Consider the following 24731-nt stretch of genomic DNA (forward strand, 5'->3'; position numbering starts at 1 on the left):
CTCATTTAAAATCGGAATCACCGTACCAACCATCGTGCGGGTGAGTCACTGCTGCCTCTTCGACTTTATGGTAAAGCACTTATGGCTGTGACCTTATTGCAACTTGTGAACCGAGATACACGTCGGAATCGCTGTGCAAAATTTGTGCGCGACGTACTCTTTTATAAGCAGTTCGCAAACTAGACATACACGTGTCCGATCGATGTCACGATTGAGGCCGCGGCTGAACTAGTGAGCTGCGGCGCGGAGATGGAATTGCATCGTCGCGAGATGAGATCGCCTAAACTTCAAGTCTTGGATCCGATTTTGAGTGACTCTGCGTTGTGTTTTCGTCGTCCTGCGGCGGGCACGGAGCCTGAGCGGACGCCCTCGCCGGGTGATCGCACCGATATTTCTGCGGCGGGATTCCACCTCCGTTAACGCTTAGATTCGGAAGCTGGCCGCGCGCTGGCGTCCGTAAGGTCTTCCTAATCCTGATCCGCCTAGTTGTCGGTCAAACCAAAAGGGAAGGCGAAGACAATGTTGCACACCGGATCACTGCTGTTCGCAGCCGGCTTTCTCACCTGCGCGATGATGGTCGCCTCCGCAATTGCTTGGTCGTTCTCCGACAACCGTGTGAGTGACGGCGAGTTCGCGCAGGGCGATGCCCGCCGGATGGCTTGATCGCACGGCCGCTACGACCGAAGATTGTTCGGGAAGTCGGATTGCAGCTTCGCCTGCTGCCCGGATTCGCTTGTCCGCACGTGCAGGACGTCGGCATAGACCTGGCTCAGGGTGCGGTGTGTCTGCTCGATGTCGTAGAGGCGGCTGAAGCGCTCATATCCGGCCCGGCCGACCGCAGGCAGGTCCAGCCGGCTTGCGCGCTGAAAACCTTCAACCAGCTTTTCCGCCGAGACCTCGTCGCACAGCACACCCGTCGCATTGTCTTCGACGATTTCCGGCAGGGCGCCGATGCGGAAGGCGATGATCGGCTTGGCCGCCCGCATGGCCTCGATCGCCACCAGGCCAAACGCCTCCCAGCGTGACGGAATTGCGACCATGTCGGCCTGGTCGAGCTCGGCCTCGATCTGGTTGCGGTTCATCCAGCCCAGGAAGGAAACGTTGGCCGGCAGATCGCTTTGGCGGAATTTGCTGACGACCGACGCGCCGATCAGGCGCACATCCAGCGTGTTTCCGAGCGCGCGGGCCGCCTCGATGAGGAGATCATACCCCTTCTGGCGGTCGAGGCGTCCGATGAAGAGGACCTTGATCTTCTCCGATCGCCACGGCGCTGCGCGCGTGTCGAGCACGGGCCGCTGCTTGGAAATCCCGTTGTGCACAAGAACGAGGCGGTTCGCCGCGATCCCGACCTGCATCGCATCGGTCCGCTCGCTTTCCGAGATGCACACGATGCGGTGGGTGAATTTCGACAGCACGAGCTCGGTGAACTTCGTGACTTCGCGGCTGAGGCGGCCGGTCTCGCGGCCGAAGGCCCATCCGTGCGGGCAATAGACGATGCGTGAACGCCGATAGGTCAGCCAGAGCACCGGGCGCACTACGAGCCCGGCGAAGGACGAGTGAAGATGGATGACGTCGGGCCGAAACTCCCGGACCGCACGCATGGTCGCAGACAGCATGCGAAACAGGCCGACCGCGTTGCGGCCGTCGCGCGGAAACGTGGTGATGGCATCATCCTCGATGTTCACCAGATCGCTGCGATGATCGGACGGGACGACATAGTTGACGTTGCCGCGCCCGAAGCTCGCGCATTGATGCGGATGCAGCTCGTTGAGGTAGGTCGCGATGCCGCCTCTGACCGTTTCGGCGACATGCAGGACTTTCAGGCCGCTGGACAACGGTCATTCCTTTCTTGGCTTGCAGGCGCCGGATATTGCAGGCGCGCGTCTAACGTCTCGAAGCAGCAATATTTGGGCCGCGTCATTGTGTCTGACGGCTGGATGCGGCGTGGGGAGCGGGTTTGGCGAGGAATTCGAGCATCGCTGCGGCGGACTTGGCCCAGGAATATGTCGCCAGTCGCCTCTGCTGCTTCTCCTGTTCCGCCGGCGAGATCCGGCCGAGTGCAATTCTTTCGTGCATTCGTGCCGAAAGCTCGCCCGCGTTGAGGGGGTCGAAATAAACGGCCGCGTCGTCGCAAGTTTCGCGCACGGCTGCGGCCGAACTCGCGATCACCGGGCAGGCGAAGTACATCGCCTCCAGGGGAGGTATGCCGAAGCCCTCGTAGAGGCTGGGAAAAACGAACGCGGCAGCTCGAGCGAACAGCGCCGCGATCTCCTCGTCCTTGAGGCGCCCGGCGACGACGACGCCGGTTCTCGATTCCATGGCGTTGCCGCCAAAGACCTTGCTGTTGTCGCCTCCGACCACGACCAGCGGAAAATCCGCGCGGCCAAGCCGCTCGGCGGCGCGAATGGCGGTGTCGACATTCTTGTTCTTCGTCATCGAGCCGACGAAGAGGAAGAACCCGTAGGGCGCAAGATGCAGCTTTTCGATGATCGAGAAATCGGGCACGACGGTGGCGAAGTGCTCTGCGCTGTTGGGGATGACGGGGATCGACGCAGGATCAAGCGACAGCGCCTCGGCAAGTTCGTTGCGCGAAAATGTGGAAACTGTTGCGATCGTTGCTGTGCGTGCCAGCAAATGGCCGAGCGTCCGATGCAGGGCGAGGTAGCGCCAGCTGAAGAAGTCCGGACGTTTGAAAACCTGCGCATCGTGAATCACGACCAGGTGGTCGCGATGAAGCACGGGGCCGGAATTGGCGAGGCTGATGAGGCGCGTGCCGGCGGCCGCGCGTGCCAGATCGATCTGGTCCCACGCGTGCCCCTGCAACGATCCGACCTGCCTGACGTTGATACGGCGAAGACCGGGGAGCGGCTGCGCGTTCAGCGGCGACAGCACTTGCCACTCTGCGTCCAGGAGTTGTCGCGGAGCCTCTCCGCTCGCCAGCAAACGGTCCATCGCCTTGACGATTTCGGCGGCATAGCGCTGCACGCCGGTTAGCGACTGTGACAGGAACCTGCCATTGATGGAGAGTTTCAAAGCCGATCTTTTTCTTCGTGAGTGTCTTGTTTTTCGTGGGTGTCTTACGGTGGGTATCCTGCGCGAACGTTGCCTCAAGACTGAGCATTCGCGCCGAATATACGATCTATGCGGTGTAACACATGTGGAGCTATCGTCCGAGCATCCTCGCAGGCGGATAGCATGCGAGGATGCATGGCGCCATCATGTTTCCTACACATTTCGATGCGCTTACATGAGCGCCTGATTTGACGATTGTCGTGATCGTCCGAACCTTGCCTCTCATGTCCTGGTCTGGCATTGCATTCGCGGAATCAACGAGGTGACAAATTTGCGGCCAGTGATCGTTACCGGTGCTGCCGGCTTTATCGGAATGCACGTTTGTGAACGGCTGTTGGCGCGTGGCGAGCAGGTCGTTGGCATCGATGCGCTCACTCCGTATTATGATCCCGCGCTGAAACGTGCACGCCTTGCAACGCTCGAGCACCGTCCGGGGTTCAGCTTCCACGAGATCGATCTTGCGGACTTCGCCGCGGTGACGCGCGTTTTCGACGAGGTCTCGCCCGATCGCGTCGTGCATCTGGCGGCGCAACCCGGCGTGCGTGCGTCGATCGACGATCCCATCACCAGCATCCGCGCCAATTGCGACGGCTTCGTCACCGTGCTCGAGGCCGGGCGGCGCCATGGTGTGGCGCATCTCGTCTACGCTTCGTCGAGCTCCGTCTACGGCGCCAACCGCACCCTGCCGTATTCGACCGAGCATTCGGTGAACCATCCGGTCAGCCTTTACGCCGCGAGCAAGAAGGCCAACGAATTGATGGCGCACACCTACGCGCATGTTCACAAGCTGCCGGTGACCGGTCTGCGCTTCTTCACCGTCTACGGTCCGTGGGGCCGGCCCGACATGGCCGCCTGGCTGTTCACGCGCGCGATCTTCGCCAATGAGCCAATCAAGATCTTCAATAATGGCGACATGTGGCGCGACTTCACCTATGTCGACGACATCGTCGAGGGCGTCATCCGCACCCTCGACCGGCCCGCGACGCCGAATCCCGCGTGGAACGCGGAAGCGCCGGAAAACTCGACGAGCTATGCGCCGTATCGCGTCTACAACATCGGCAACAACCGGTCGGTCAATCTGATCGAGTTCGTCGAGACGCTGGAGAAGATCATCGGCAAGCCGGCGATCCGCAAGCTGCTGCCGATGCAGGCCGGCGACGTCCTGGAGACGCGCGCCGACATTTCCGCGCTCCAGCGCGACGTCGGTTTCGCGCCTTCGACGCCGCTTGCGGAGGGTCTCGGCCGCTTCGTCGAGTGGTATCGAAAGTACCACGGCGTGTAACCCCGCGATCGCGCCAACACCGTGTTCCGCATCCGGACCGATGGTTAAGTGCAGCGCACCGGTCGCATATGTCGACTGCACATGCGGCGCGTTTTGGGAAATGTCCGCCGTTGCCCCGCGCAAGGCGGTGAAGGTTTGTTCGACAGGTGATGCAGGCTGCCCTAATGTTGGGCGTGCGGTCGGATAGAGAATTGGTCTAGGGTGTTCAGTGGAGCATCCGTCTTCAACGGAAAGAGTCTTTCATGCGAATCGCGATGATCGGAACGGGCTATGTGGGACTGGTGTCCGGGGCCTGCTTTGCGGATTTCGGTCACGACGTCACCTGCGTCGACAAGGACGAGAAGAAGATCGCGGCGCTCCATCGCGGCGAGATCCCGATCTACGAGCCCGGGCTCGACGAGCTGGTCGCGACCAACGTCAAGGCCAAGCGGCTCGACTTCACCACCGACCTGTCGAAGCCGGTCGCGGACGCCGATGCCGTCTTCATCGCGGTCGGCACGCCGTCGCGCCGCGGTGACGGCCACGCCGATCTGTCCTACGTCTACGCCGCCGCGAAAGAGATCGCGCAGTCGCTGTCGGGCTTCACCGTCGTGGTGACCAAGTCGACCGTGCCGGTCGGCACCGGCGACGAGGTCGAGCGCATCATCCGCGAAACCAATCCCAACGCCGACGTCGTCGTCGCCTCCAACCCCGAATTCCTGCGCGAGGGCGCGGCGATCCGCGACTTCAAGTTCCCGGACCGCGTCGTGGTCGGCACCTCCGACGAGCGCGCCCGCAAGGTGATGGGCGACATCTATCGCCCGCTGTCGCTGAACCAGGCGCCGCTGATGTTCACGGCGCGCCGCACCGCCGAGATGATCAAATACGCTGCCAACGCGTTCCTCGCGACCAAGATCACCTTCATCAACGAGATCGCGGACCTTTCCGAAAAGGTCGGGGCCAACGTGCAGGAGGTCGCGCGCGGCATTGGCCTGGACAACCGCATCGGCACCAAGTTCCTGCATGCAGGTCCCGGCTTCGGCGGCTCGTGCTTCCCGAAGGACACCAAGGCGCTGATCAAGATCGCGCAGGACTACGACGTGTCCTTGCGCATCGTCGAATCCGTGCTGGCCGTCAACGAGAACCGCAAGCGCGCGATGGCGCGCAAGGTCAGCCAGGCGCTTGGCGGCTCGCTGCGCGGCAAGACCATCGCCGTGCTCGGCCTCACCTTCAAGCCCGACACCGACGATATGCGCGATGCGCCGTCGATCCCGCTGGTGACCGGCCTGATCGACATGGGCGCCAAGGTGAAGGCCTTCGATCCCGTCGGCATGGAGCAGGCGAAGAGTGAGCTGCCCAGCATCACCTATTGCGAGGACGCCTATTCCTGTGCGCAAGGCGCCGATGCGCTGGTTGTCGTCACCGAATGGGTGCAGTTCCGCGGCCTCGATCTCGACCGGCTGAAGAGTGTCATGGCGCAGCCCGTCGTCGTCGACCTCCGCAACATCTACAGCCCCGAAGACATGCACGCCGCCGGCTTCACCTACGAGAGCGTCGGCCGTCCGTCGTCTCAGGCCTAGTACACGAGCCGCGGGGCACTGAGCTTCGCGACCTTTCGCCCGCCTCGTCCCGAGGCGGGCGAAATCGTCTTCGATGCGATATGATCGGTCACACGAAGCGGTCGCGCCCGGCCCGTCGGCCTCGCTGCCGCTATGGAGATTGTCATGACCGACGACACGCACTCGATCCGCAGCGGCGGGCTGACCGCGACCATCAAGGCGCACGGCGCCGAAATGTGCTCGCTGAAGAGCGATGCCGGCCTCGAATTCGTCTGGCAGGCCGCACCGGCCTGGCCGCGCCACGCGCCGCTGTTGTTTCCCATCGTCGGGCGTCTCGCCAACGACGAGCTGCGGCACCGGGGCAAGACATACCGGATGACCCAGCACGGCTTTGCGCGCGACAGCCGCTTCACGTGGGCGGAGCGCGGCGAGAGCCGCTGTGTGCTCGTGCTCGAAGACAGTGAGACGACGCGCGCGCTTTACCCGTTCGCGTTCCGCCTGACGGCCACCTATGCGATCGACGACGCCGGTCTCGATCTCTCGCTCACGATCGCCAACACCGGCAAGGAAACATTGCCGGCTTCGCTCGGTGGCCATCCCGCATTCAACTGGCCGCTTGAGCCCGGCGTGTCCAAGGAAGACTATGCGCTGACCTTCGCGAACGCCGAGTCGTCGCCCGTCCGCCGTCTCGACGGCGGCTTGCTGCGCGCGGCAACGGAGCCAAGTCCCGTCAGCGGCACCGTGCTCCCCTTGTCCGAATCCCTGTTCGTCGATGACGCCATCATCTTCGATCGCATCGACAGCAATTCGGTGCTTTATGCGGCCGGGCCGAGTGCATCCAGCGGGCCCTGGCTAAAGATGTCCTGGCGCGGCTTTCGCGAGCTTGGCGTCTGGTCGAAACCATCGGGCGCGCCGTTCCTCTGCATCGAGCCATGGCGCGGCTATGCCAGCCCGGCCGGCTTCGACGGCGCGTTCAGTGACAAGCCCGGCCTGATGCATATCGCAGCCGGCGCCGAAGAGCGCTTGTCGTTCCGGATCGAGGTCGCATCGTCCTGAGATCGGTGGCCTTCAGACCTCGATCCGCGTGAGGTCCTCGCCGAGCACGACGGGACCCGAATAGTCCTGCCGGACATCCGCGAGCAGCGCGTTCAGCATGGAATCGTCGGTGCGCGGCCGGTGATGGGTCAGCGCGAGCTTCTTCACGCCGGCCTTGGCCGCGACCTTGCCGACCGTGTCGCCGCAGGCGATCGTGAATTTCGCAAGCCGGCGGAGGTGCTCGTTGTTGATCTCCGGCGTCGCGAGAAAGCAGCACTGCACCAGCAGGTCGGCTCCCTCAGCCAGTCGCTCCAGGCCGGGGCAGGGGACCGTGTCGCCGGATATCGCGATGACCTTGCCCTCCGCCTCGAAGCGGTAGCCGAGACACATCCAGCGCGCGAGGAAGGCCGGCGGCATGTCGAGGCCATCGCCATGCGAGACGAGCTCGGCGCTGATCTTCCAGCGCCCGGTGTCGAGAACCGGGCCCGGAATGATGTCGGTTGCGATGACCGGCTTCCAGCCGCCGAAGGTCGGCTCGCCCCGATCCCGCCAGGTGATGTCCTTGTCGTAGACCTGTGTGACCAGCGTGTTGACCAGCCGTTCGGTATCCGGCGGCCCATAGATGCGCAGCGCGTCCTTGCGCCCGTGCATCCATGAATTCAGCATCACATCGTAGAGGTCGCCGATGTGGTCGAAATGGTGATGGGTGAGAAAGACCGTGTTGATGGCGCCAAGCGGCACGCCGGCCTTGCTGAGCTGCACCATGACGCCGCGGCCCGCGTCGAACAGGATGTTCTCTTCGCCGAGCCTGATCAGCGTGGTCGTCGCCATGCGGCGCGGGTCCGGGCGCGGGCCGCCGGTGCCGAGCAGTATGACTTCCATGGCGCCTACTCCAGCGTCCAGATCCCCCGGGGACTCACATTAGATTTGAAGTCCGCGGCGGGGCAAGCCGCATCGGGCGTCGGAGGCGCTGCCGTTTCTCCGAAGTGACGGGCTTCTTTGCATAAGCCGGTGGTTGAATCCGGGTCCCGATGTGCGCGGTCGGCCGTCTTGGGCCGGCTCCCGGCGCTCGCGCGAGCCGTGCCTGCGCGATGATGCGCGGGATGAGAATTGTGGGCCAATTCATACTTTATACGTCGAGACTGTGACCAATATTGTTTAGGCAACACAACACGCCTAGTATTCCAGCAGGCAATTTCGGGGGCTCGAACCAGTTGTGAATGTTCGTTCACAGGACAGCGCGTTGCGCGACGACTTGAATTTTCAGGCCGGCCCGCAAGCACACAGGACATCCACCATCGTGGCTGATCCCGCACGTCAGGACGTGCGTCCCGCAGGCCGCGAGCGGCTGATCGTCGTCGAAGACGATCCGGTGACGCGGACGATGCTGGTCGGTTACTTCGGCGAGAACAATTTCGACGTGGTCGGCGCCGGCTCCTGCGCGGAATGCCGCCAGGCGCTGCGTGGGCGCGCCGACCTCATCTTCCTCGACGTGCAGTTGCCCGACGGCGACGGCTTCGAGCTCGCCAAGGAAATCCAGGCGACCAGCAACGCGGGCATCATCTTCGTGACCCGCCGCGACACCGACGTCGATCGCATCCTCGGCCTCGAGATCGCGGGCGACCACTACGTCACCAAGCCGATCAATCTGCGCGACCTGCTTGCGCGCGCCCGCAGCGTGCTGCGGCGGCGCTCGATCGACCGCAAGGCGGCGCGCAACCACAATTCGATCGCCTTCGGCGACTGGATCATCGATCTGACGCGGCGCGAGCTGCTCGGCAACGACGGCAAGCCGGTGTCGCTGACGCGGGCCGAGTTCGACCTGCTGGCGGCGCTTGTCGGCGCCGACGGCAGGCCGCTCAGCCGCGACTATCTGATCGAGGTCGTCAGCAACCGCCAGGCCGAGGTCGACATCCGCACGGTCGATGCGCTGGTGGCGCGGCTGCGCCGCAAGCTCGTCGGCAGCGGCACGCCCGTGATCGCGACCGTCACCGGCGTCGGCTACAAGCTCGCGCTCAGCGAACGGCTCTAGCCTCATCCGTCGAAAGACCTGATCGCCCTCGCGCCTACCGCGCGCGGGCGCTCTGGTCCGTTATTGTCCTTTGCGCGGCCCCGACCAGCCGGTCATCGACCGCGTAGAGCGCGCAGGTGGGCGACCATTTCATGCAGGCGCTGAGCGAATCGCGCTGGGCATCGTCGGCCGTCGCGCGCCCCGAACGCCAGCCGTAACCGCCGTTGGGCGACACCGCAAAAGCTTTGTGCGGCACGGTGCTGGCGAGATAGCGCGCGAACTCGGCGCGCGCGGCCTCGTTGAGCTGGCTCGGCGGCGGCAGCGGATCGGGCGGACTGAGGACGTCGTGGCCGAGCCCGCGCTCGCGCAGGAAGGCGTCCACATACGGCGTCCATTGCGGACGGCCGACCACGGAATAGAGATAATGGCCATCGTCGCCGTAAGGCGCCGCCGCGACGAATTTCACGTTGCCGCCGCCGCCGCGAAACCCGTCATAGAGCCGGCGGGCGAGATCGGGCCCGAAGAACAGGTCGTTGGTCGCGTAAACCCACAGCATCGGCACGCGGGACGTCTTTCCGAAGGTGGCGAAGGCCTGCACCAGCCCACCCTCGTTGCAGACGTCGTCGTCGTCGCGCGAGCCGCGGCCGCCGGCAAAGCTGATCGCGGCGACGAGACCGGCCGGTGCCTGCGCTGTCAGCGCGACGGTGGCGAGCCCGCCGGCGGAATGGCCGGCCGCGATCATGCCCGATGTCGTGACGTCGGCCCGACGTGCCATCGCATCGATCGCCGCGCGCAAATCCGCGACCGCAACCGCCGCCGCCGGCAGGTAGGCCGCGTTGGCGCAGCCGCCGACGCTGTCGACGCGTCCACCGGGCGAGGTGCCGTAGCCGCGCCGCATCACGATCAGCGCAGCAAAGCCGCGCCGGGCGTATTCCAGCGCGATGCCGTAATATTTGTGCGCGGACATGGTCGGGCGGTCGTCGAAATTGCGCGGCGAGCCGTGGCTGAGCAGCGCGAGCGGATAGCGCTTCGTCCCCGCCGGGCGCACCAGGAAAGCTTCCAGCCCCTGCGGCCCGGCCTCCGTCATCGGGATGCGGAGGTCCTCGGTGTAGAACTCGGCGGCGTTCGCGCGAGCCGCAGCCCCCGCGATGGCGAGCAAGATAAGCACGGGCAGATGCCAGCGCGCGAGGTCCATGCGTGGATGATTCTCCGTGGCCGCGCGGATCATAACAGAACCGCATGACCCGGCGAACGGGCGTTGCCCGGATCTAGCGTCCGCCCCGATCGTTCATCTCAACGTCTGAAGATAGGCGATGACATTGGCCCGGTCTGCGGGGTTCGGCAGCCCCTTGAAGAACATCTTGACGCCGTGGACGTCGCCGCGGGGGTCGGCGAGATAGGCGTCCAGCGTTGTTGGCGTCCAGGCCTGCTTGTTGGCCTTCATTGCATCAGAATAGGCGAAGTCCGGGACGATTGCGGGCTTGCGGTCGATGACATTCCAGAGACTTGGGCCGACCTTGTTCACCCCGATCACCGCCGCGTGGCAGTTCTCACAGGTCCGCTGGAAGACGGCCTTGCCCCTCGCCGGATCGCCCTCCGCGGCGGAGGCGGACGACGTGGCCAAAGACGATGTGGCCAAGGCCAGCATGAGCACGAAGATCAGACGACCGGTCATCTTAGTCTACTCCCCCACGGAATCAGCCAAGGAATCAGCCAAGGGATCAGGCGGCTAATCCCGCAAATCCCCCGCCTTCGTTCATCAATCGGAAAGCAGCGTGCCCTACGCGGCGCGGCGGCGTCTTTGTCCTGCATCAACCGATATCCGGGACCAAAGTACGAGGGCGCGCCATGCGTAATCGCCATGGATCATCCTGTGCGGATTGGCGTTGTCGGTTGATCGTTGACCGGAGCGCGGCATTGGGCCGGTTTGGCGACGGGCTGGCCGATGGTATGGTGTTCTAGTGCGTCGTTCGAAGGGTACAGGGGAGTTGCAGTGGCAGAAGTTGATCCCGCGGCGGGTAAGCCGGTTGCGCCGAGCGCGCTCGCCAATATTCCGCGGCTGGTGACGGCCTATTTCGCCGGCAAGCCGGACGTGGCTGATCCGGCGCAACGGGTGGCGTTCGGCACCTCCGGCCATCGTGGCACCTCGTTCAGGAACACCTTCAACGAGGGCCATATCCTCGCGACCACGCAGGCAATTTGTGACTACAGAAAGGAGAAGGGACTGACCGGCCCGCTCTTCATCGGCATCGACACCCACGCGCTGGCCGAGCCGGCGCTGGTCAGCGCCGTCGAGGTGTTCGCGGCGAACGGCGTCGACGTCATGGTCGACAAGGACGGCGGCTACACGCCGACGCCTGTCATCTCGCACGCGATCCTCACCTACAACAAGGGCCGCACGTCGGGCCTCGCGGACGGCGTCGTCGTCACGCCCTCGCACAATCCGCCGGAAGACGGCGGCTACAAATACAATCCGCCGCATGGCGGCCCGGCCGACACCGATGCGACCTCCGTCGTCGAGAAGCGCGCCAACGCCTATCTCGCCGACGGGCTCAAGGGCGTCGCGCGCATGGACTATGCCAGGGCGAAAAAGTCCGCGACCGTCCACGCCTACGACTTCATCACGCCCTACGTCGCCGATCTCGGCAACGTCGTCGATCTCGATCTCGTCAAATCCGCCGGCATCAATATCGGCATCGATCCGCTCGGCGGCGCCGCCGTGCATTACTGGCATCCGATCATCGAGCGCTACGGCCTCAAGGCCACGGTGGTGAACGAGGCGATCGATCCGACCTTCCGCTTCATGACCGTCGACTGGGACGGCAAGATCCGCATGGACTGCTCCTCGCCTTACGCGATGGCGAGCCTGATCGCGATGCGCGACCGCTTCGACGTTGCCTTCGCCAACGACACCGATGCCGACCGCCACGGCATCGTGACGCGCACCGGCGGCCTGATGAATCCGAACCATTATCTGGCGACCGCGATCTCGCATCTGTTCGCGCACCGCCCGAACTGGAGCAAGGATGCCGCGATCGGCAAGACCGTGGTGTCGAGCTCGATCATCGACCGCGTGGCCAAGAAACTCGGCCGCAAGCTGGTCGAGACGCCGGTCGGCTTCAAATGGTTTGTCGACGGCCTCCTCACGGGCGGCTTCGGCTTCGGCGGCGAGGAGAGTGCAGGGGCCTCGTTCCTGCGCCGCGACGGCACGGTGTGGACCACCGACAAGGACGGCATCATCCTCGGCCTGCTTGCCGCCGAGATCATGGCGAAGACCGGCCGCGATCCGAGTCAGCTGTTTGGCGACCTCACGGCCGAGTTCGGCGTGCCGCATTACGCGCGCATCGACGTCGCGGCGACCACACCGCAGAAGAACATCTTGAAGTCCGTCACGCCCGAGCAGTTCGGCCTGAAGGATCTCGCCGGCGATCCCGTCCGCGCCACGCTGAGCAAGGCGCCCGGCAACGGCCAGCCGTTCGGCGGCATCAAGGTCGAGACCGATTTCGGCTGGTTCGCAGCGAGGCCGTCGGGGACCGAGGACGTCTACAAGATCTACGCGGAGAGCTTTCGCAGCACCGAGCACCTGAAGCGGATTCAGGAAGAGGCCCAGGCCGGGCTGGCGAAGGTGTTCGGGGTGTAGTTGCCCTTAAGAGCAGAGCAAAATCACACGCGCTCACGATAGATCGTCATGCCCGGGCTTGTCCCGGGCATCCACGTTCTTCACACCGCGTGGCAACGCGTGGATGGCCGGGACAAGCCCGGCCATGACGCTATTGAGGCGCTCGTGACTAAGCTCTCAGGCCATATGCGGTGAGGATGTATACTGGATAGCCTATAATGGTAATTTAGTAGGGCTATTTTGGCCTTGAATGGCTCTTTTCCCTCCTCTATTGTATACATAACGTATTCATAAGCGGTGGGAGTGAGACCGATGACAAAACCCTTCCCGATGAACGCCTGGTACGCCGCCGCCTGGGACGCTGAGGTGAAGCCGGCGCTGTTGCCGCGGACGATCTGCGGCAAGCACGTCGTGATGTACCGCAAGGCCGACGGCGCGGTGGCAGCTCTCGAGGATGCCTGCTGGCATCGCCTGGTGCCGCTGTCCAAGGGCCGGCTCGAGGGCGACACCGTCGTCTGCGGCTATCACGGCCTGAAGTACAATGCGCAGGGGCGCTGCACCTTCATGCCCTCGCAGGAGACCATCAATCCCTCGGCCTGCGTGCGCGCCTATCCCGTGGTCGAGCGGCATCGCTACATCTGGCTCTGGATGGGCGACCCCGCGCTGGCCGATCCCGCGCTCGTGCCCGACATGCACTGGAATCACGATCCGGCCTGGGCCGGCGACGGCAAGACCATCCGCGTCAATTGCGACTACCGCCTCGTGCTCGACAATCTCATGGACCTCACCCACGAGACCTTCGTGCACGGCTCCTCGATCGGAAACGACGCGGTCGCCGAAGCCCCGTTCGACGTCACCCATGGCGAGAAGACGGTGACGGTGACGCGCTGGATGCGGAACATCGAGCCGCCGCCGTTCTGGGCCAAGCAGCTCGGCAAGCCCGGCCTTGTCGACCGCTGGCAGATCATCCGCTTCGAGGCGCCCTGCACCATCGCTATCGACGTCGGCGTGGCGCCGACAGGCACCGGCGCGCCGGAAGGCGACCGCTCGCAGGGCGTCAACGGCTTCGTGCTCAACACCATCACGCCGGAGACGGAGAAGACCTGTCACTATTTCTGGGCCTTCGTCCGCAACTATCAGATCGGCGAGCAGCGCATCACCACCGAAATCCGCGAGGGCGTCTCCGGCATCTTCCACGAGGACGAGCTGATCCTCGAAGCGCAGCAGCGCGCGATGGACGAGAACCCGGATCGCGTCTTCTACAACCTCAACATCGACGCCGGCGCGATGTGGACGCGCAAGCTGATCGACAAGATGGTGGCGAAGGAAAACGCGCCGCAGCACCTTCAGGCCGCGGAGTAGCGATATGGCCGAGCGCGAGGTCGACCGCTCCGTCTCGCAGACCGTGAAGGCGCAGCTCGCGCTGCGCGACCAGATCCTGTCGGGGTCCTTGCGTCCCGGCGAGCGCATCTCCGAGCTTCAGGCGGTGGAGACGACGGGTGCCTCGCGCACGCCGGTGCGCATGGCGCTGGTGCGGCTGGAGGAGGAGGGCCTGTTGGAGGCGATTCCCTCCGGCGGTTTCATGGTGAAGGCGTTCTCCGAGCGCGACATCTCCGATTCCATCGAGCTGCGCGGCACGCTGGAAGGGCTCGCCGCGCGCTTTGCCGCCGAGCGCGGCGTCTCCGCGCGCGAGCTCGAGCCGTTGAAGGAATGCTCAGCTGCGATCGACGAATTGCTGCGCCAGGTGCCGATCTCGGTCGACGCCTTCTCGTCCTATGTCACGCTGAACGCGCGCTTCCACGCGCTTCTCACGGAATTGTCGCGCAGCCCGCCTTTGATCCGGCAGATCGACCGTGCCTCCGCGCTGCCGTTCGCCTCGCCAAGCGGCTTCGTGATGGCGCAATCGGCGCTGCCCGAGGCGCAGCAGATCCTGATCATCGGGCAGGAGCACCACCGCGTCGTCATCGACGCCATCGAAAACCGCGAGGGCGCGCGCGCCGAAGCGATCATGCGCGAGCACGCGCGGCTCGCCGTACGAAACCTGCGGCTCGCGCTGCGCAACCGGACTCATCTCGACCTCTTGCCGGCGCTCGCGCTGATCAAGACCGCAACCGACCAGGGCTAGTCACCATGCGCTTCATCGAAACCTGGACCCCGGCGACGCTCGTCTCGACGCGTGACCTTGCGCCCGGCATCCGCGAATTCCTGATCCTGCCCGACCAGTTCGACGGCGCCGCCTATCCGGTCGGCAGCCACATCAATGTCAGCGTGACCATCGACGGCCTGCCCGAGACGCGGTCCTATTCGCTGGTCGGCGAGGCCTCCGCGCGTGGCTTGCGGATCGCGGTGCGCCGCGCCGAGGATTCCCGCGGCGGCTCGCGCTATATGTGGCAATTGGCACCGGGCGCGCGGCTCGACATCACGCAGCCCGCCTCGCTGCTCGCGGTCGACTGGGCGCGCGACAATTATTGCCTGATCGCCGGCGGCATCGGCATCACCCCTATCCTCGGCGCGGCGCAGGCGCTGGCGCGGCGAGGGGCAAACGTCACGCTGCACTATGCCGTGCGCTCGCGTAGCGAGGCCGCCTATCTCGACGATCTCGCCGGGATGCTCGGCGACCGCCTGGTGGTCCATGCGAGCGACGAAGGCCGCCGGCTCGATCTCGACGCGCTGTTCGCGTCATTGCCGCAAGGTGCGCTGGCGCTGTTCTGCGGCCCGATGCGGATGCTGGATGCCGCGCGCCACGCCTGGATCGGCGCCGGCCATCCGCTTCCCGATCTCCGCTACGAAACCTTCGGCTCCAGCGGCACGCTGCCGACCGAGACGTTTCGCGTGCGCTTGAAGGACACGGACATCGAGCTGGAAATTCCCCGCGAGCGCTCGATGCTGGACGTGCTCAATGCCAGCGGGCATGACGTGATGTACGACTGCAAGCGCGGCGAATGCGGGCTGTGTGCCATCGACGTGGTCGACGTCGACGGCGAGATCGACCATCGTGACGTCTTCTTCAGCGACCATCAGAAACAGAGCAACCAGAAGATCTGCGCCTGCGTCTCCCGTGCCCGCGGCACCATCACCGTGGACACGTTGCTGCGCGCGGACGCGATCTGACCGGGCTGGAAGGCGTACCCGGAAAACGCGATCGGCCTGAAGGCTTGCGCATCCGCTCTGCGTGACGAAGCGGGCTTCGTTTGCCGCGCCAACGAGCCGGCAAGAGCGCTTCGTACGGTCCACCAATCATGATAGGATTGCTCTCGGCAGTCAAAGTGTTCAGCCGGTCTTGGACAACAAGGGTGGAGGTTCTGCCATGAAATCCAATTCGGTCTCGCGGGCAGTCGATGAGTTCGCCACAGGGAGTGCCGACTCGCTGATCTTGATCGGCCGCGTTCTGCTCGCATGGGTATTCGTCGGAAGCGCCTACGGAGCAATATCCGACTTCAGCGGCTCCGTGGGTTATTTCAGGTCCCTGCACCTTCCAGCACCTGAGCTGTTCACCATGACGAACATCGCACTGGAAGTATTGATATCCGTTGGTTTGATATTGGGCGTCGGCACGCGCTACTGTGCAATTCTGACGTTTGTGTTCGTCGTGGCGGCAACGGCTATCGCGCACCGCTACTGGGAGTATCCCGCGGGCGCGCAGCAGATTGGTCAATACAACCATTTCCTGAAGAACATCTCGATCATGGGAGGCGCGATGTTGATCTTCGTCACCGGGGCAGGCCGGTTCAGTTTCGATCGGGCATCGTAGCCGACATCACTTCAAGTTGGGCTTGAAAGCTTCCGCGATCACGCGGCGGACGCTCTTTGAGAACGGTTTCAGGGCCTTGCTCAGGAAGGCGAACAGAAGCATCAGCCATGTCGCAAGCGCGGCACACCACAGCACGACGTCAAATATCTCAGGCATGACGATGCCCCTCAAAAATGACTACTCTGAAATGGGGGCAAGTGTTGCTTAGTGGAGCCGACACAGCAAGTCATCTTTAGAGGTAGCGCGCCGAAACACTCGGAAACCACTCTCAGAACAGCGGGTAGCCTTAGGTCATGGAAGCAGACCAATCCCATGATACCGGCGACTTTCCGGCTGTATGCTCTACGCCGCGTAGGTCGCCACCAACTTTTTCGTGTCGAGCAGCGCGAGCACGCCATCGGCCGACACCGGCCGGCTGATCAGATAGCCTTGGACTTCGTCGCAACTGATCTGGCGCAGATATTCGAGCTGGTCGGCTGTCTCGACGCCCTCGGCGACCACGGCGATGCGCAGGTCGCGTGCGAGCGAAATCACCGACTTCACGATCGCGGCACAGTCGGGCTGCACCAGCATGTCGCTGATGAAGGACTGGTCGATCTTGATGCGGCTGAACGGCAGCTTGCGCAAGTAAGTCAGTGACGAGAACCCGGTGCCGAAATCATCCAGCGCCACGGTGACGCCGAGTTGCAGCAGCGCGTTCAGGATCGACGCGGCCGAGCCGTATTTCGACAGCAGCATCGATTCCGTGATCTCGACCTCGAGCCGGCTGGGCGAGACCTTCGCGTGGGCCAGCGCCTGCACGATGGTCTGGAGGATGCCGGTGTTGTGAAACTGCGCCGCGGAGAAATTCACCGCGACCCTGATCTCTTCGGGCCAGTCCGCCAGCGTGGCGCAGGCACGCCGGATCACCCATTCGCCGATCTCGTGGATCAGCCCTGTCTCCTCGGCGATGGGGATGAACTCACTCGGCGGCACCAGTCCGCGCGAGGGATGCTGCCAGCGCAACAGCGCCTCGAAGCCCGTGATCCGGTTCTCGGCGAGGTCGAGGAACGGCTGGAACGCCAGGAACAGCTCGTCCCTGGCGATCGCGCCCTCGAGGTCCGATTGCAGCGCCTTGCGGTCGCGCGACACCCTGTCGTCGCTGTCCTCGAAGAAACAGACCGTGCCGGGTCCCGCCTTCTTGGCGCGGTAGAGCGCGGCGTCGGCATTCTTCATGACGTCGAGCGCCGTGTTGCCGTCCCGTGGCGCCAGCACGATGCCGACGCTGGTTGCGCCCACGATCTGGCGGCCTTCGATCGGGAACGGCTCGGCGAACGACGCGACGAAGCGCTCGGCGATCTCGAGCGCATCTTCGGGCCGTGCCAGATTGGCCATCACCAGCGCGAACTCGTCGCCGCCGATGCGCGCGACGTGCTCGGCTGCGCGGGTGCAGCGTTGCAGGCGGCTTGCGACCTGGACCAGGAATTCGTCGCCGGCGGGATGGCCGAACTTGTCGTTGACCTCCTTGAAGCGATCGAGGTCGAGCAGCAGCACCGCGAACTCTTCGCCCGACAGGGCCAGCCGCTTCAAGGCGGCATCGAGCGTCTCGTTGAAGGCGAAGCGGTTGGGCAGATGCGTCAACGGATCCTGCCGCACCGTGCGCTCGGCCTCGACCTGCCGTATCACGCGCCGCGCAAACGAGAACGAATTGACGAACACGGCGCGGAGCAGCACGGTCCCGTAGACCGCCACCAGGATGGCGATCAGCAAATAGGCCACATCGTTGCTGCGTCCAAGGCAGATGGCGATCCCGAGGAAGAGAGGCGCCGTGAATGCGATCGCCGCGATCGGAATCGTGGCGAAGGCAAATGCGCCGCCGGCAAGCATCCCGGAGCACAGGCAGGTGATGACGAGTTTTCCGCCGGTGTCGGCGTCGGCGAAGAAGGCGACCGGTACGATGCCCCAGACAGCCCCGAGCACGAAGGCGTTGCGCACCAGCCGGTGCACGGCGCGCCGCGAGACGAATTGCGGCTTGGTGATGCGGCGCGAGGCATGGGATTGCACACCGAACGCGATTGCGGCGCCGGCCACGGTGACCGCCCAGATCAGGGCGAACGCCCTGTCCGGCGACTGCCACAGCGCGATCGCCAGCACGGCGGCGTTGCAGGCATTGGCGAGCATGATGCCGACCGAATAGCCGAGCACCAGCGACATCTGTTCTGCGCGGATGTGACCGGCCAGCGCCTCGTCGGTTGCGGGACCGCCGAACGCTGACAGATCGCCGGCGAACAGCCGCGCGAAATAGGTGGTCAGTTGAGTCCGCATTCCAGAGCCTAGCAGGATGGGCCGTTCGTCCGGCTCGATCGGGAGAATTCGCTGCAAACCTTTGACGAACTATGAATTATCCCCGCTTGGCACGGTCGCCGCGACCACTTCTGCGTGTTCCAATCGACAGTATCGATAACAAATCGATACAAATGCGGCACCCCGCGTTACGGTTGTAACCGCAGGAGCATGTTCCCTGCCAACTCCGCGGTCATGCCCCGCGATCCGGCTACGCCAAGGCTTCGCCGAGGTTGAGGTCCAGGGACGCCGAAGCTTTAGCGTAGGCCGCAGGCGGGGCATCCAGTACGCCGCGGCCTATCGATTCATCGCGACTTTCTCTGGAATACTGGATCGCCCGCTTTCGCGGGCGATGACAGCAGTCGGGTGGGCAAAGTGACGCCTGCCTAACGCCTGCCCATCAGCGGAAACGTCACCGCCCCAGCTGCTTCGGGTCGTAATAGAACCGTTCTTCGATCAACTCGTCACCCCGCCAGGTCTGCCACGCGATCTCATCCAACGTTCGGACGACCCCTTCAGCGCTGGTGAAGCTGAACCGCCAGCGTGTCGCGACAGTGTCGCCCTCGATCAGGCTCGGCCCGATGCGCGCGGCCTTGACCTCCTTGGTCGCTGCCAGCACACCGCGCTCTTTCGCTGCCAGTGCTTCCCGGCCGACAGTCGGCGCGGCGTTGTTTTCATAGGTGGCGGCGTCGGGCGCATAGAATTGTTCGATCGCGCCGACGAAGTCCCCGTCCTCCAGCCGCTTTGCAAAAGCTTCGACGATCTCACGGCTCGGCATGGCGCACCTTTCGATTAAAACCGACTGTTGGTCGGTAAATACCGACCGGTAGTCGAAAAGTCAACTGGCTGCGTGAAGCGAATTCGATTACACGAGATTGATGAGATGAAGCCCAGCCAGTGCCTCAACGAAGATGCGTTCCCTCCCCCCTTGTGGGGGAGGGCTAGGGAGAGGGGTAGCTCAGCAAAGAGTGCCAGTTGTTGATGATGCACCGAACGGATGCGCGATCGATGGAATCCCCGTGTGGCACCCCCCTAACTGACCCTCCCTCACATGGGGGGAGGGAACGGAGGGAGCGTCGCTCGTGGCCGAACTCGCTTCGATCTCAACTCACCGCGCTATAGACGAGACGACATGGCGAAACAGGCGGAGCGGCGGGCGGCGACATCGGAGGCGATCCTGACGGCGGCGCGCCGCCTGTTCGGGACGCAAGGTTTTGCCGCCACCACCATGGACGAGATCGCGGAGGGGGCCTCCGTCGCCAAGGGGGCGGTCTACCATCACTTCAGGACCAAGGAGGCGGTTTTCGAAGCCGTGTTCGACCTGGTCTCGCGCGATCTCGTTGCGGAGATCGACAGCACCGCGCGGGTCGAGAAGGACGTGCTCGCTGCGATGGTCGCCGGCACCCAGCATTACTTCGCAGCGACCGCCAAGGGACCGACCGGTCAGATCATCCTGCGCGACGGCCCGGCCGTGCTCGGCTGGGAGCGTTGGCGCGAGATCGACGCCAAGCATTTCGGCGGCAAGCTGCCGCGCGCGATCGCGGCCGCCATGGAGGCCGGCCTGATCGCGCGGCAGCCGGTCGAGCCACTGGCGCGGCTGCTGCTCGGTGCGGTCACGGAGGCTGCGGTCGCCTGCGCCGGGCGCGCGGATATCGCAAGGGCGGGCGCGGAATATGCCCGTGCGTTCAAGTCGCTGGTCGAGGCGCTGCGTCTGCGCGCATGATCGTGGTAAGTGACGAAACTGGAAACGCCCACACCAACAAGAACACTGGCAAGACATGACCGCAAACTCCTCTCTCGCACCAATCGATCCCGAATTCGACTACATCATCGTCGGCGCCGGCTCCGCCGGCTGCGTGCTCGCCAACCGCCTGTCTGCGGACGGCAAGCACAGCGTGCTGCTGCTCGAGGCCGGCCCGAAAGATTCCAACATCTGGATCCACGTGCCGCTCGGCTACGGCAAACTGTTCAAGGAGAAGAGCGTCAACTGGATGTACCAGACCGAGCCGGAGCCCGAGCTGAAGGGGCGCCAGGTGTTCCAGCCGCGCGGTAAGACGCTGGGCGGCTCGAGCTCGATCAACGGCCTGCTCTATGTTCGCGGCCAGCACGAGGACTATGACCGCTGGCGCCAGCGCGGCAACACCGGCTGGGGCTATGACGACGTGCTGCCCTATTTCAAGAAGGCCGAGAGCCAGTCGCGCGGCGCCGACCAGTATCACGGCAGCGACGGCCCGCTGCCGGTCTCCAACATGACCGTGACCGATCCGCTGTCGAAGGCCTTCATCGACGCCGCGGTCGAGACCGGTCTGCCCTACAATCCCGATTTCAACGGCGCCACGCAGGAAGGCGTCGGCCTGTTCCAGACCACGACGCGCAACGGCCGCCGCGCCTCGACGTCGGTCGCCTATCTCGGCCCGGCGAAGACGCGCGGCAACCTCAGGATCGAGACCGAGGCGCTCGGCCAGCGCGTGCTGTTCGAGGGCCGCCGCGCCGTCGGCGTCGAGTATCGGCAGGGCGCAACTGTGCGCCGTGCCCGCGCGCGCAAGGAGATCGTGCTATCGAGCGGCGCCTACAATTCGCCGCAGCTGCTGCAACTCTCCGGCGTCGGCCCCGGCGATCTGCTGCGCAAGCACGGCATTGACGTGGTGCTGGATGCGCAAGGCGTCGGCCACGATCTCCAGGACCACATGCAGGTCCGCATCGTGATGCGCTGCTCGCAGAAGATCACGCTCAACGACACCGTCAATCATCCGCTCCGCCGCACGCTCGCCGGCGCGCGCTATGCGCTGTTCCGGAAGGGCTGGCTGACGATCGCGGCCGGCACGGCCGGCGCGTTCTTCAAGACCAGCCCGCGGCTCGCCTCGCCCGACATCCAGGTCCACTTCCTGCCGTTCTCGACCGACAAGATGGGCGAGAAGCTGCACGATTTCTCCGGCTTCACCGCCTCGGTCTGCCAGCTCCGCCCCGAAAGCCGCGGGACCTTGCGGATCCGGAGCGCCGACCCGACCGTGCCGCCGGAAATCCGCATCAACTACATGTCTACCGAGACCGATCGCACCACCAACGTCGAGGCCCTGAAGATCCTGCGCAAGATATTGAATGCGCCGGCGCTGAAGCCGTTCGTGATCAACGAGTACGATCCCGGGGCGAAGGTATCCACGGATGGAGAGCTGCTCGATTATTGCCGCGAGCGTGGCAGCACCATCTACCATCCGACCTCGACCTGTCGTATGGGCAACGACGCGCTCGCGGTGGTGGACCAGCGGCTGAAGGTGAGGGGGCTCGAAGGCCTTCGCGTCGTCGACGGCTCGGTCATGCCGGACCTCGTATCGGGGAACACCAACGCGCCGATCATCATGATCGCCGAAAAGGCCTCCGACATGATATTGGAGGATGCGCGGTAAAACCCGCGCGAGAAGGAGCAGACAGTTTGGCTACGCGACTGAAGATCGGCACACGCAAGAGCGCGATGGCGCTGGCACAGACGGAAGAGATCGCGCGCCGCCTGACCGCCGCCGTGCCCGGTCTCGACGTCGAGATCGTCAAGTTCGACACCACGGGCGATCTCGACCAGACCAGCAAACTGTTGCCGCATGGCGGCAAGGGCGGCGCCTTCGTGGCGCAGATCCGCGCCGCCGTCCTGTCGGGTGAGCTCCAGGCGGCGATGCATTCGCTGAAGGACATGCCGGGCAACGAGGACACGCCCGGCCTCGTCATCGGCGCCACGCTGTCGCGCGATCCGCCAAGCGATGCGCTGGTGCTGCGCGACGGCGTGACGCTGGAGGCGCTGCGCCAGTCGCGCGGCAAGGGTTTTAAAATTGGCACCAATGCCGTCCGCCGGGCCGCCTATGCGCGGCGGTTGTTCCCCGATGTAGAAGTGATCCACTTCCGTGGGGCTGCTGACACGCGCGTGCGAAAGCTCGACAATGGCGAGAAGCAGCGCCTGCCGGATGGCGGCGCGGTGGGGCCGGCCGATGCGCTGATCATGGCGCGCTCGGGCCTTGATCGCGTTGGTCTGGCGAGCCGCATTGCCTACGAGTTTACGCCGGCGGAGATGTTGCCGGCGGCGGGGCAGGGCATCGTCGCCGTCGAATGCGCCGCGCAGGACTGGCAAACGCGAAAAATCCTGTCATCGATCGACGATCCCGCCGCCCATGCCTGTGCCGATGCTGAGCGCGAGGTGCTGTGGGTGCTCAACGGTCACTGCAATTCGCCGGTGGCGGGCTTCTCGACCATCGCAGGCGATCAGATGTCGCTCACCGCATCCGTGCTCGACCTCTCCGGCAACACCATCATCGAAGCCTCGCGCACAGGCTCCGCCAACCGGCCGCGTGAGCTTGGCCGTGCGGTGGGACTTGAACTGCTGGGGAAGGGCGCTGCCGAGATCATCGAGCGCAGTCGGCCGCGCTAGCCTGCTGCTAAACGCTCATCGGTGCGATCATGTAATTCTGCGCCTGTCTTGCCCGACGAGTCAAACGTGACCGCGGCAGGGCTCAGAACCATGCCGACCGAAATTCTCCAATGATTTGTACTGTGCATCTACTGTGCATGGGGTTGTTTTCGCGTTTTTTGTTTCCGCCCCTTCGGGGGCGGGACTTGTCACCCCCGCACGCGCTTCAGCATCTGCTCGACATGGGCGATCGGCGTTTCCGGCTGGATGCCGTGACCGAGATTGAAGATGAAGCGCCCTTGCGCAAAGTTCGCCAGCACGTTGTCGACCGCGCGGTCGAGCGCGGCCCCACCCGTGATCAGCACCAGCGGATCGAGATTGCCCTGCACGGCGACGCGTGATTGCACGCGCTCGCGGATGAAGGCCGGCTCCGCGGTCCAGTCGATGCTGACGCCGTTGACGCCGGTCGCCTCGACATAACCAGGCAATTGCGCGCCGGCGCCGCGGGGAAAGCCGATGATCTTCGCGTCCGGCACTTTTGCGCGCACGCCCTCGACGATGCGCCGCGTCGGCTCGACCGACCAGCGCGCGAACTCGGCGGGCGGCAGCACGCCGGCCCAGGTGTCGAAGATCTGCAAGGCATTGGCACCGGCTGCGAGCTGCGCCAGCAGATACTCGATCGAGTTGTCGACCAGCACGTCGATGATTTTTGCAAACGCGTCCGGATGCCGGTACGCCATCATCCGCGCCGGGGCTTGGTCGGGCGTGCCGTGGCCCGCGACCATGTAGGTCGCCACCGTCCACGGCGCGCCACAGAAGCCGATCAGCGCGGTCTTGGGATCGAGTGCGCCGCGCACGATCTTCAGCGCATCGAACACCGGCGCGAGCTTGCCGAAGTCGGCGCGCGGGGCGAGCGTGGCGACCTTCGCAGGATCATCCAGCGGCTCGAGCCGCGGGCCTTCGCCGACCTCGAAGCGCACGGAGCGGCCGAGCGCGTAGGGGATCACCAGGATGTCCGAGAAGATGATCGCCGCATCGAAGCCGAATCTCCGGATCGGTTGCAGCGTGACCTCGGCCGCAAGTTCCGGGTTGAAGCAGAGATCGAGGAAGCCGCCGGCCTTCGCCCGCACCTCGCGATATTCCGGCAAATAGCGGCCGGCCTGGCGCATCATCCACATCGGCGGGATGGCTTGGCGCTGGCCGGAGAGCACGTCGATGAAGGGCTTTGTCGCTGACTGGGGCACGAAGGATCCTGAGCAAGGTTACGGCTCCTGATACACCGCCGCGGCCTTCAGCGGAACAGGGGAACAAGCGCAATTGGGCCGCGTTGACCAACCAATGGAGGAGATCATGGTTGAGTCATTCAATCCCGCGCCGCACGACAAGCACGCCGACGATCTGCATGAGGCACTCGTCGCCGATCGCCATGCCAAGCTCGATACCGGGCTCAAGGACAGCTTCCCGGCGTCCGATCCCGTGAGTGTCGCCCAGCCGACACCCTCGAAGGCCGATGCAGATGCGGGCAATCCCTCGCTCTGGGACAAGGTTAAGGCCATCTTCAGCTAGCGGGAGGGGCGCCGGATTCCGATAGGTTCGCTAATACCCTGTTAGCGATGCGCTGATCCTTGCGTCCGTAGGACTACGGGAAAGCGCAGGTATCACGGTGTATTTCGGCAGTCATTTCAGAGTTCAATAACAGAAGCGGCAGAGT

At 64.5% G+C, this 24731-nt stretch carries 23 protein-coding genes; 14 read left to right on the forward strand and 9 right to left on the reverse strand.

What is annotated here, in order from left to right:
• Positions 1-519 precede the first annotated feature (519 nt).
• Positions 520-663 (forward strand): hypothetical protein, encoded by a 144-nt coding sequence (locus tag BJA_RS42245; RefSeq protein WP_165448142.1) that lies wholly within the window; start codon positions 520-522, stop codon positions 661-663.
• Positions 664-674: 11 nt separating this feature from the next.
• On the opposite strand, the gene BJA_RS11660 is transcribed toward BJA_RS42245, so the two are convergent.
• Positions 675-1835, reverse strand: a complete 1161-nt coding sequence (locus tag BJA_RS11660) for a glycosyltransferase family 4 protein (RefSeq protein WP_097532308.1) — start codon at positions 1833-1835, stop codon at positions 675-677.
• Between the two features lie 82 nt (positions 1836-1917).
• The gene (locus BJA_RS11665; RefSeq protein ID WP_038966614.1) at positions 1918-3033 is read right to left on the reverse strand and encodes a glycosyltransferase family 4 protein; all 1116 of its coding nucleotides are present in this window, start codon (positions 3031-3033) and stop codon (positions 1918-1920) included.
• Positions 3034-3343: 310 nt separating this feature from the next.
• Between BJA_RS11665 and BJA_RS11670 the strand changes: the two genes are divergently transcribed.
• From BJA_RS11670 to BJA_RS11680, 3 genes are all read left to right on the forward strand, one after another.
• Positions 3344-4354 (forward strand): NAD-dependent epimerase, encoded by a 1011-nt coding sequence (locus tag BJA_RS11670; RefSeq protein WP_028174325.1) that lies wholly within the window; start codon positions 3344-3346, stop codon positions 4352-4354.
• Between the two features lie 242 nt (positions 4355-4596).
• Positions 4597-5913: a UDP-glucose dehydrogenase family protein gene (locus BJA_RS11675; protein ID WP_011085170.1), complete on the forward strand. Its 1317-nt coding sequence runs from the start codon at positions 4597-4599 to the stop codon at positions 5911-5913.
• Positions 5914-6057: 144 nt separating this feature from the next.
• A complete protein-coding gene (locus BJA_RS11680) occupies positions 6058-6948 on the forward strand; it encodes an aldose 1-epimerase family protein (RefSeq protein ID WP_028175095.1) in 891 nt (296 codons plus the stop codon).
• Positions 6949-6960: 12 nt separating this feature from the next.
• Here the strand turns inward: BJA_RS11680 and BJA_RS11685 are convergent, their stop codons facing one another.
• Positions 6961-7809, reverse strand: coding sequence for an MBL fold metallo-hydrolase (locus tag BJA_RS11685; protein WP_011085172.1), 849 nt, complete (start codon positions 7807-7809; stop codon positions 6961-6963).
• A 334-nt stretch (positions 7810-8143) separates the two neighbouring features.
• Between BJA_RS11685 and BJA_RS11690 the strand changes: the two genes are divergently transcribed.
• The gene (locus BJA_RS11690) at positions 8144-8959 is read left to right on the forward strand and encodes a response regulator transcription factor (RefSeq protein WP_011085173.1); all 816 of its coding nucleotides are present in this window, start codon (positions 8144-8146) and stop codon (positions 8957-8959) included.
• A 34-nt stretch (positions 8960-8993) separates the two neighbouring features.
• On the opposite strand, the gene BJA_RS11695 is transcribed toward BJA_RS11690, so the two are convergent.
• Positions 8994-10133, reverse strand: coding sequence for an alpha/beta hydrolase family protein (locus BJA_RS11695; RefSeq protein ID WP_038967372.1), 1140 nt, complete (start codon positions 10131-10133; stop codon positions 8994-8996).
• A 93-nt stretch (positions 10134-10226) separates the two neighbouring features.
• The gene (locus BJA_RS11700) at positions 10227-10613 is read right to left on the reverse strand and encodes a c-type cytochrome (protein WP_011085175.1); all 387 of its coding nucleotides are present in this window, start codon (positions 10611-10613) and stop codon (positions 10227-10229) included.
• A 318-nt stretch (positions 10614-10931) separates the two neighbouring features.
• Between BJA_RS11700 and pgm the strand changes: the two genes are divergently transcribed.
• The 5 genes from pgm (at position 10932) to BJA_RS11725 (ending at position 16308) form a co-directional block, all read left to right on the forward strand.
• Positions 10932-12578, forward strand: coding sequence for a phosphoglucomutase (alpha-D-glucose-1,6-bisphosphate-dependent) (gene pgm / locus BJA_RS11705; RefSeq protein ID WP_038967369.1), 1647 nt, complete (start codon positions 10932-10934; stop codon positions 12576-12578).
• 291 nt (positions 12579-12869) lie between these two features.
• Positions 12870-13919: an aromatic ring-hydroxylating dioxygenase subunit alpha gene (locus BJA_RS11710; RefSeq protein WP_038967370.1), complete on the forward strand. Its 1050-nt coding sequence runs from the start codon at positions 12870-12872 to the stop codon at positions 13917-13919.
• 4 nt (positions 13920-13923) lie between these two features.
• Entirely contained in the window at positions 13924-14682 is a 759-nt protein-coding gene (locus BJA_RS11715; protein WP_011085178.1) for a GntR family transcriptional regulator, read from the forward strand.
• Positions 14683-14687: 5 nt separating this feature from the next.
• Complete coding sequence (locus BJA_RS11720) at positions 14688-15668, forward strand: PDR/VanB family oxidoreductase (RefSeq protein ID WP_011085179.1); 981 nt, start codon at positions 14688-14690, stop codon at positions 15666-15668.
• 196 nt (positions 15669-15864) lie between these two features.
• Positions 15865-16308, forward strand: coding sequence for a DoxX family protein (locus BJA_RS11725; RefSeq protein WP_038967373.1), 444 nt, complete (start codon positions 15865-15867; stop codon positions 16306-16308).
• A 6-nt stretch (positions 16309-16314) separates the two neighbouring features.
• On the opposite strand, the gene BJA_RS42250 is transcribed toward BJA_RS11725, so the two are convergent.
• The 3 genes from BJA_RS42250 to BJA_RS11735 form a co-directional block, all read right to left on the reverse strand.
• Positions 16315-16464: a hypothetical protein gene (locus BJA_RS42250; RefSeq protein WP_165448143.1), complete on the reverse strand. Its 150-nt coding sequence runs from the start codon at positions 16462-16464 to the stop codon at positions 16315-16317.
• A 186-nt stretch (positions 16465-16650) separates the two neighbouring features.
• Positions 16651-18612, reverse strand: a complete 1962-nt coding sequence (locus BJA_RS11730) for a putative bifunctional diguanylate cyclase/phosphodiesterase (protein WP_011085181.1) — start codon at positions 18610-18612, stop codon at positions 16651-16653.
• 430 nt (positions 18613-19042) lie between these two features.
• Positions 19043-19408, reverse strand: a complete 366-nt coding sequence (locus tag BJA_RS11735) for a nuclear transport factor 2 family protein (protein WP_011085182.1) — start codon at positions 19406-19408, stop codon at positions 19043-19045.
• 354 nt (positions 19409-19762) lie between these two features.
• On the opposite strand from BJA_RS11735, the gene BJA_RS11740 reads away from it, so the two are divergent.
• The 3 genes from BJA_RS11740 to hemC are packed head-to-tail and all read left to right on the forward strand — an operon-like array spanning position 19763 to position 23041.
• Positions 19763-20353 carry a TetR/AcrR family transcriptional regulator gene (locus BJA_RS11740; RefSeq protein WP_063921410.1) on the forward strand — a complete coding sequence of 197 codons (591 nt, stop codon included), beginning with the start codon at positions 19763-19765 and terminating at the stop codon, positions 20351-20353.
• Positions 20354-20408: 55 nt separating this feature from the next.
• The gene (locus BJA_RS11745) at positions 20409-22034 is read left to right on the forward strand and encodes a GMC family oxidoreductase (protein WP_011085184.1); all 1626 of its coding nucleotides are present in this window, start codon (positions 20409-20411) and stop codon (positions 22032-22034) included.
• A gap of 26 nt (positions 22035-22060) precedes the next feature.
• Complete coding sequence (hemC, locus tag BJA_RS11750; protein ID WP_038967375.1) at positions 22061-23041, forward strand: hydroxymethylbilane synthase; 981 nt, start codon at positions 22061-22063, stop codon at positions 23039-23041.
• Positions 23042-23229: 188 nt separating this feature from the next.
• Here the strand turns inward: hemC and hemE are convergent, their stop codons facing one another.
• Entirely contained in the window at positions 23230-24264 is a 1035-nt protein-coding gene (hemE, locus tag BJA_RS11755) for a uroporphyrinogen decarboxylase (RefSeq protein ID WP_011085186.1), read from the reverse strand.
• Positions 24265-24370: 106 nt separating this feature from the next.
• Between hemE and BJA_RS11760 the strand changes: the two genes are divergently transcribed.
• The gene (locus tag BJA_RS11760) at positions 24371-24586 is read left to right on the forward strand and encodes a hypothetical protein (protein ID WP_038967385.1); all 216 of its coding nucleotides are present in this window, start codon (positions 24371-24373) and stop codon (positions 24584-24586) included.
• Positions 24587-24731 lie beyond the last annotated feature (145 nt).

The sequence above is a fragment of the Bradyrhizobium diazoefficiens USDA 110 genome (genome assembly GCF_000011365.1).
GTDB classification, from domain to species: Bacteria; Pseudomonadota; Alphaproteobacteria; order Rhizobiales; family Xanthobacteraceae; genus Bradyrhizobium; species Bradyrhizobium diazoefficiens.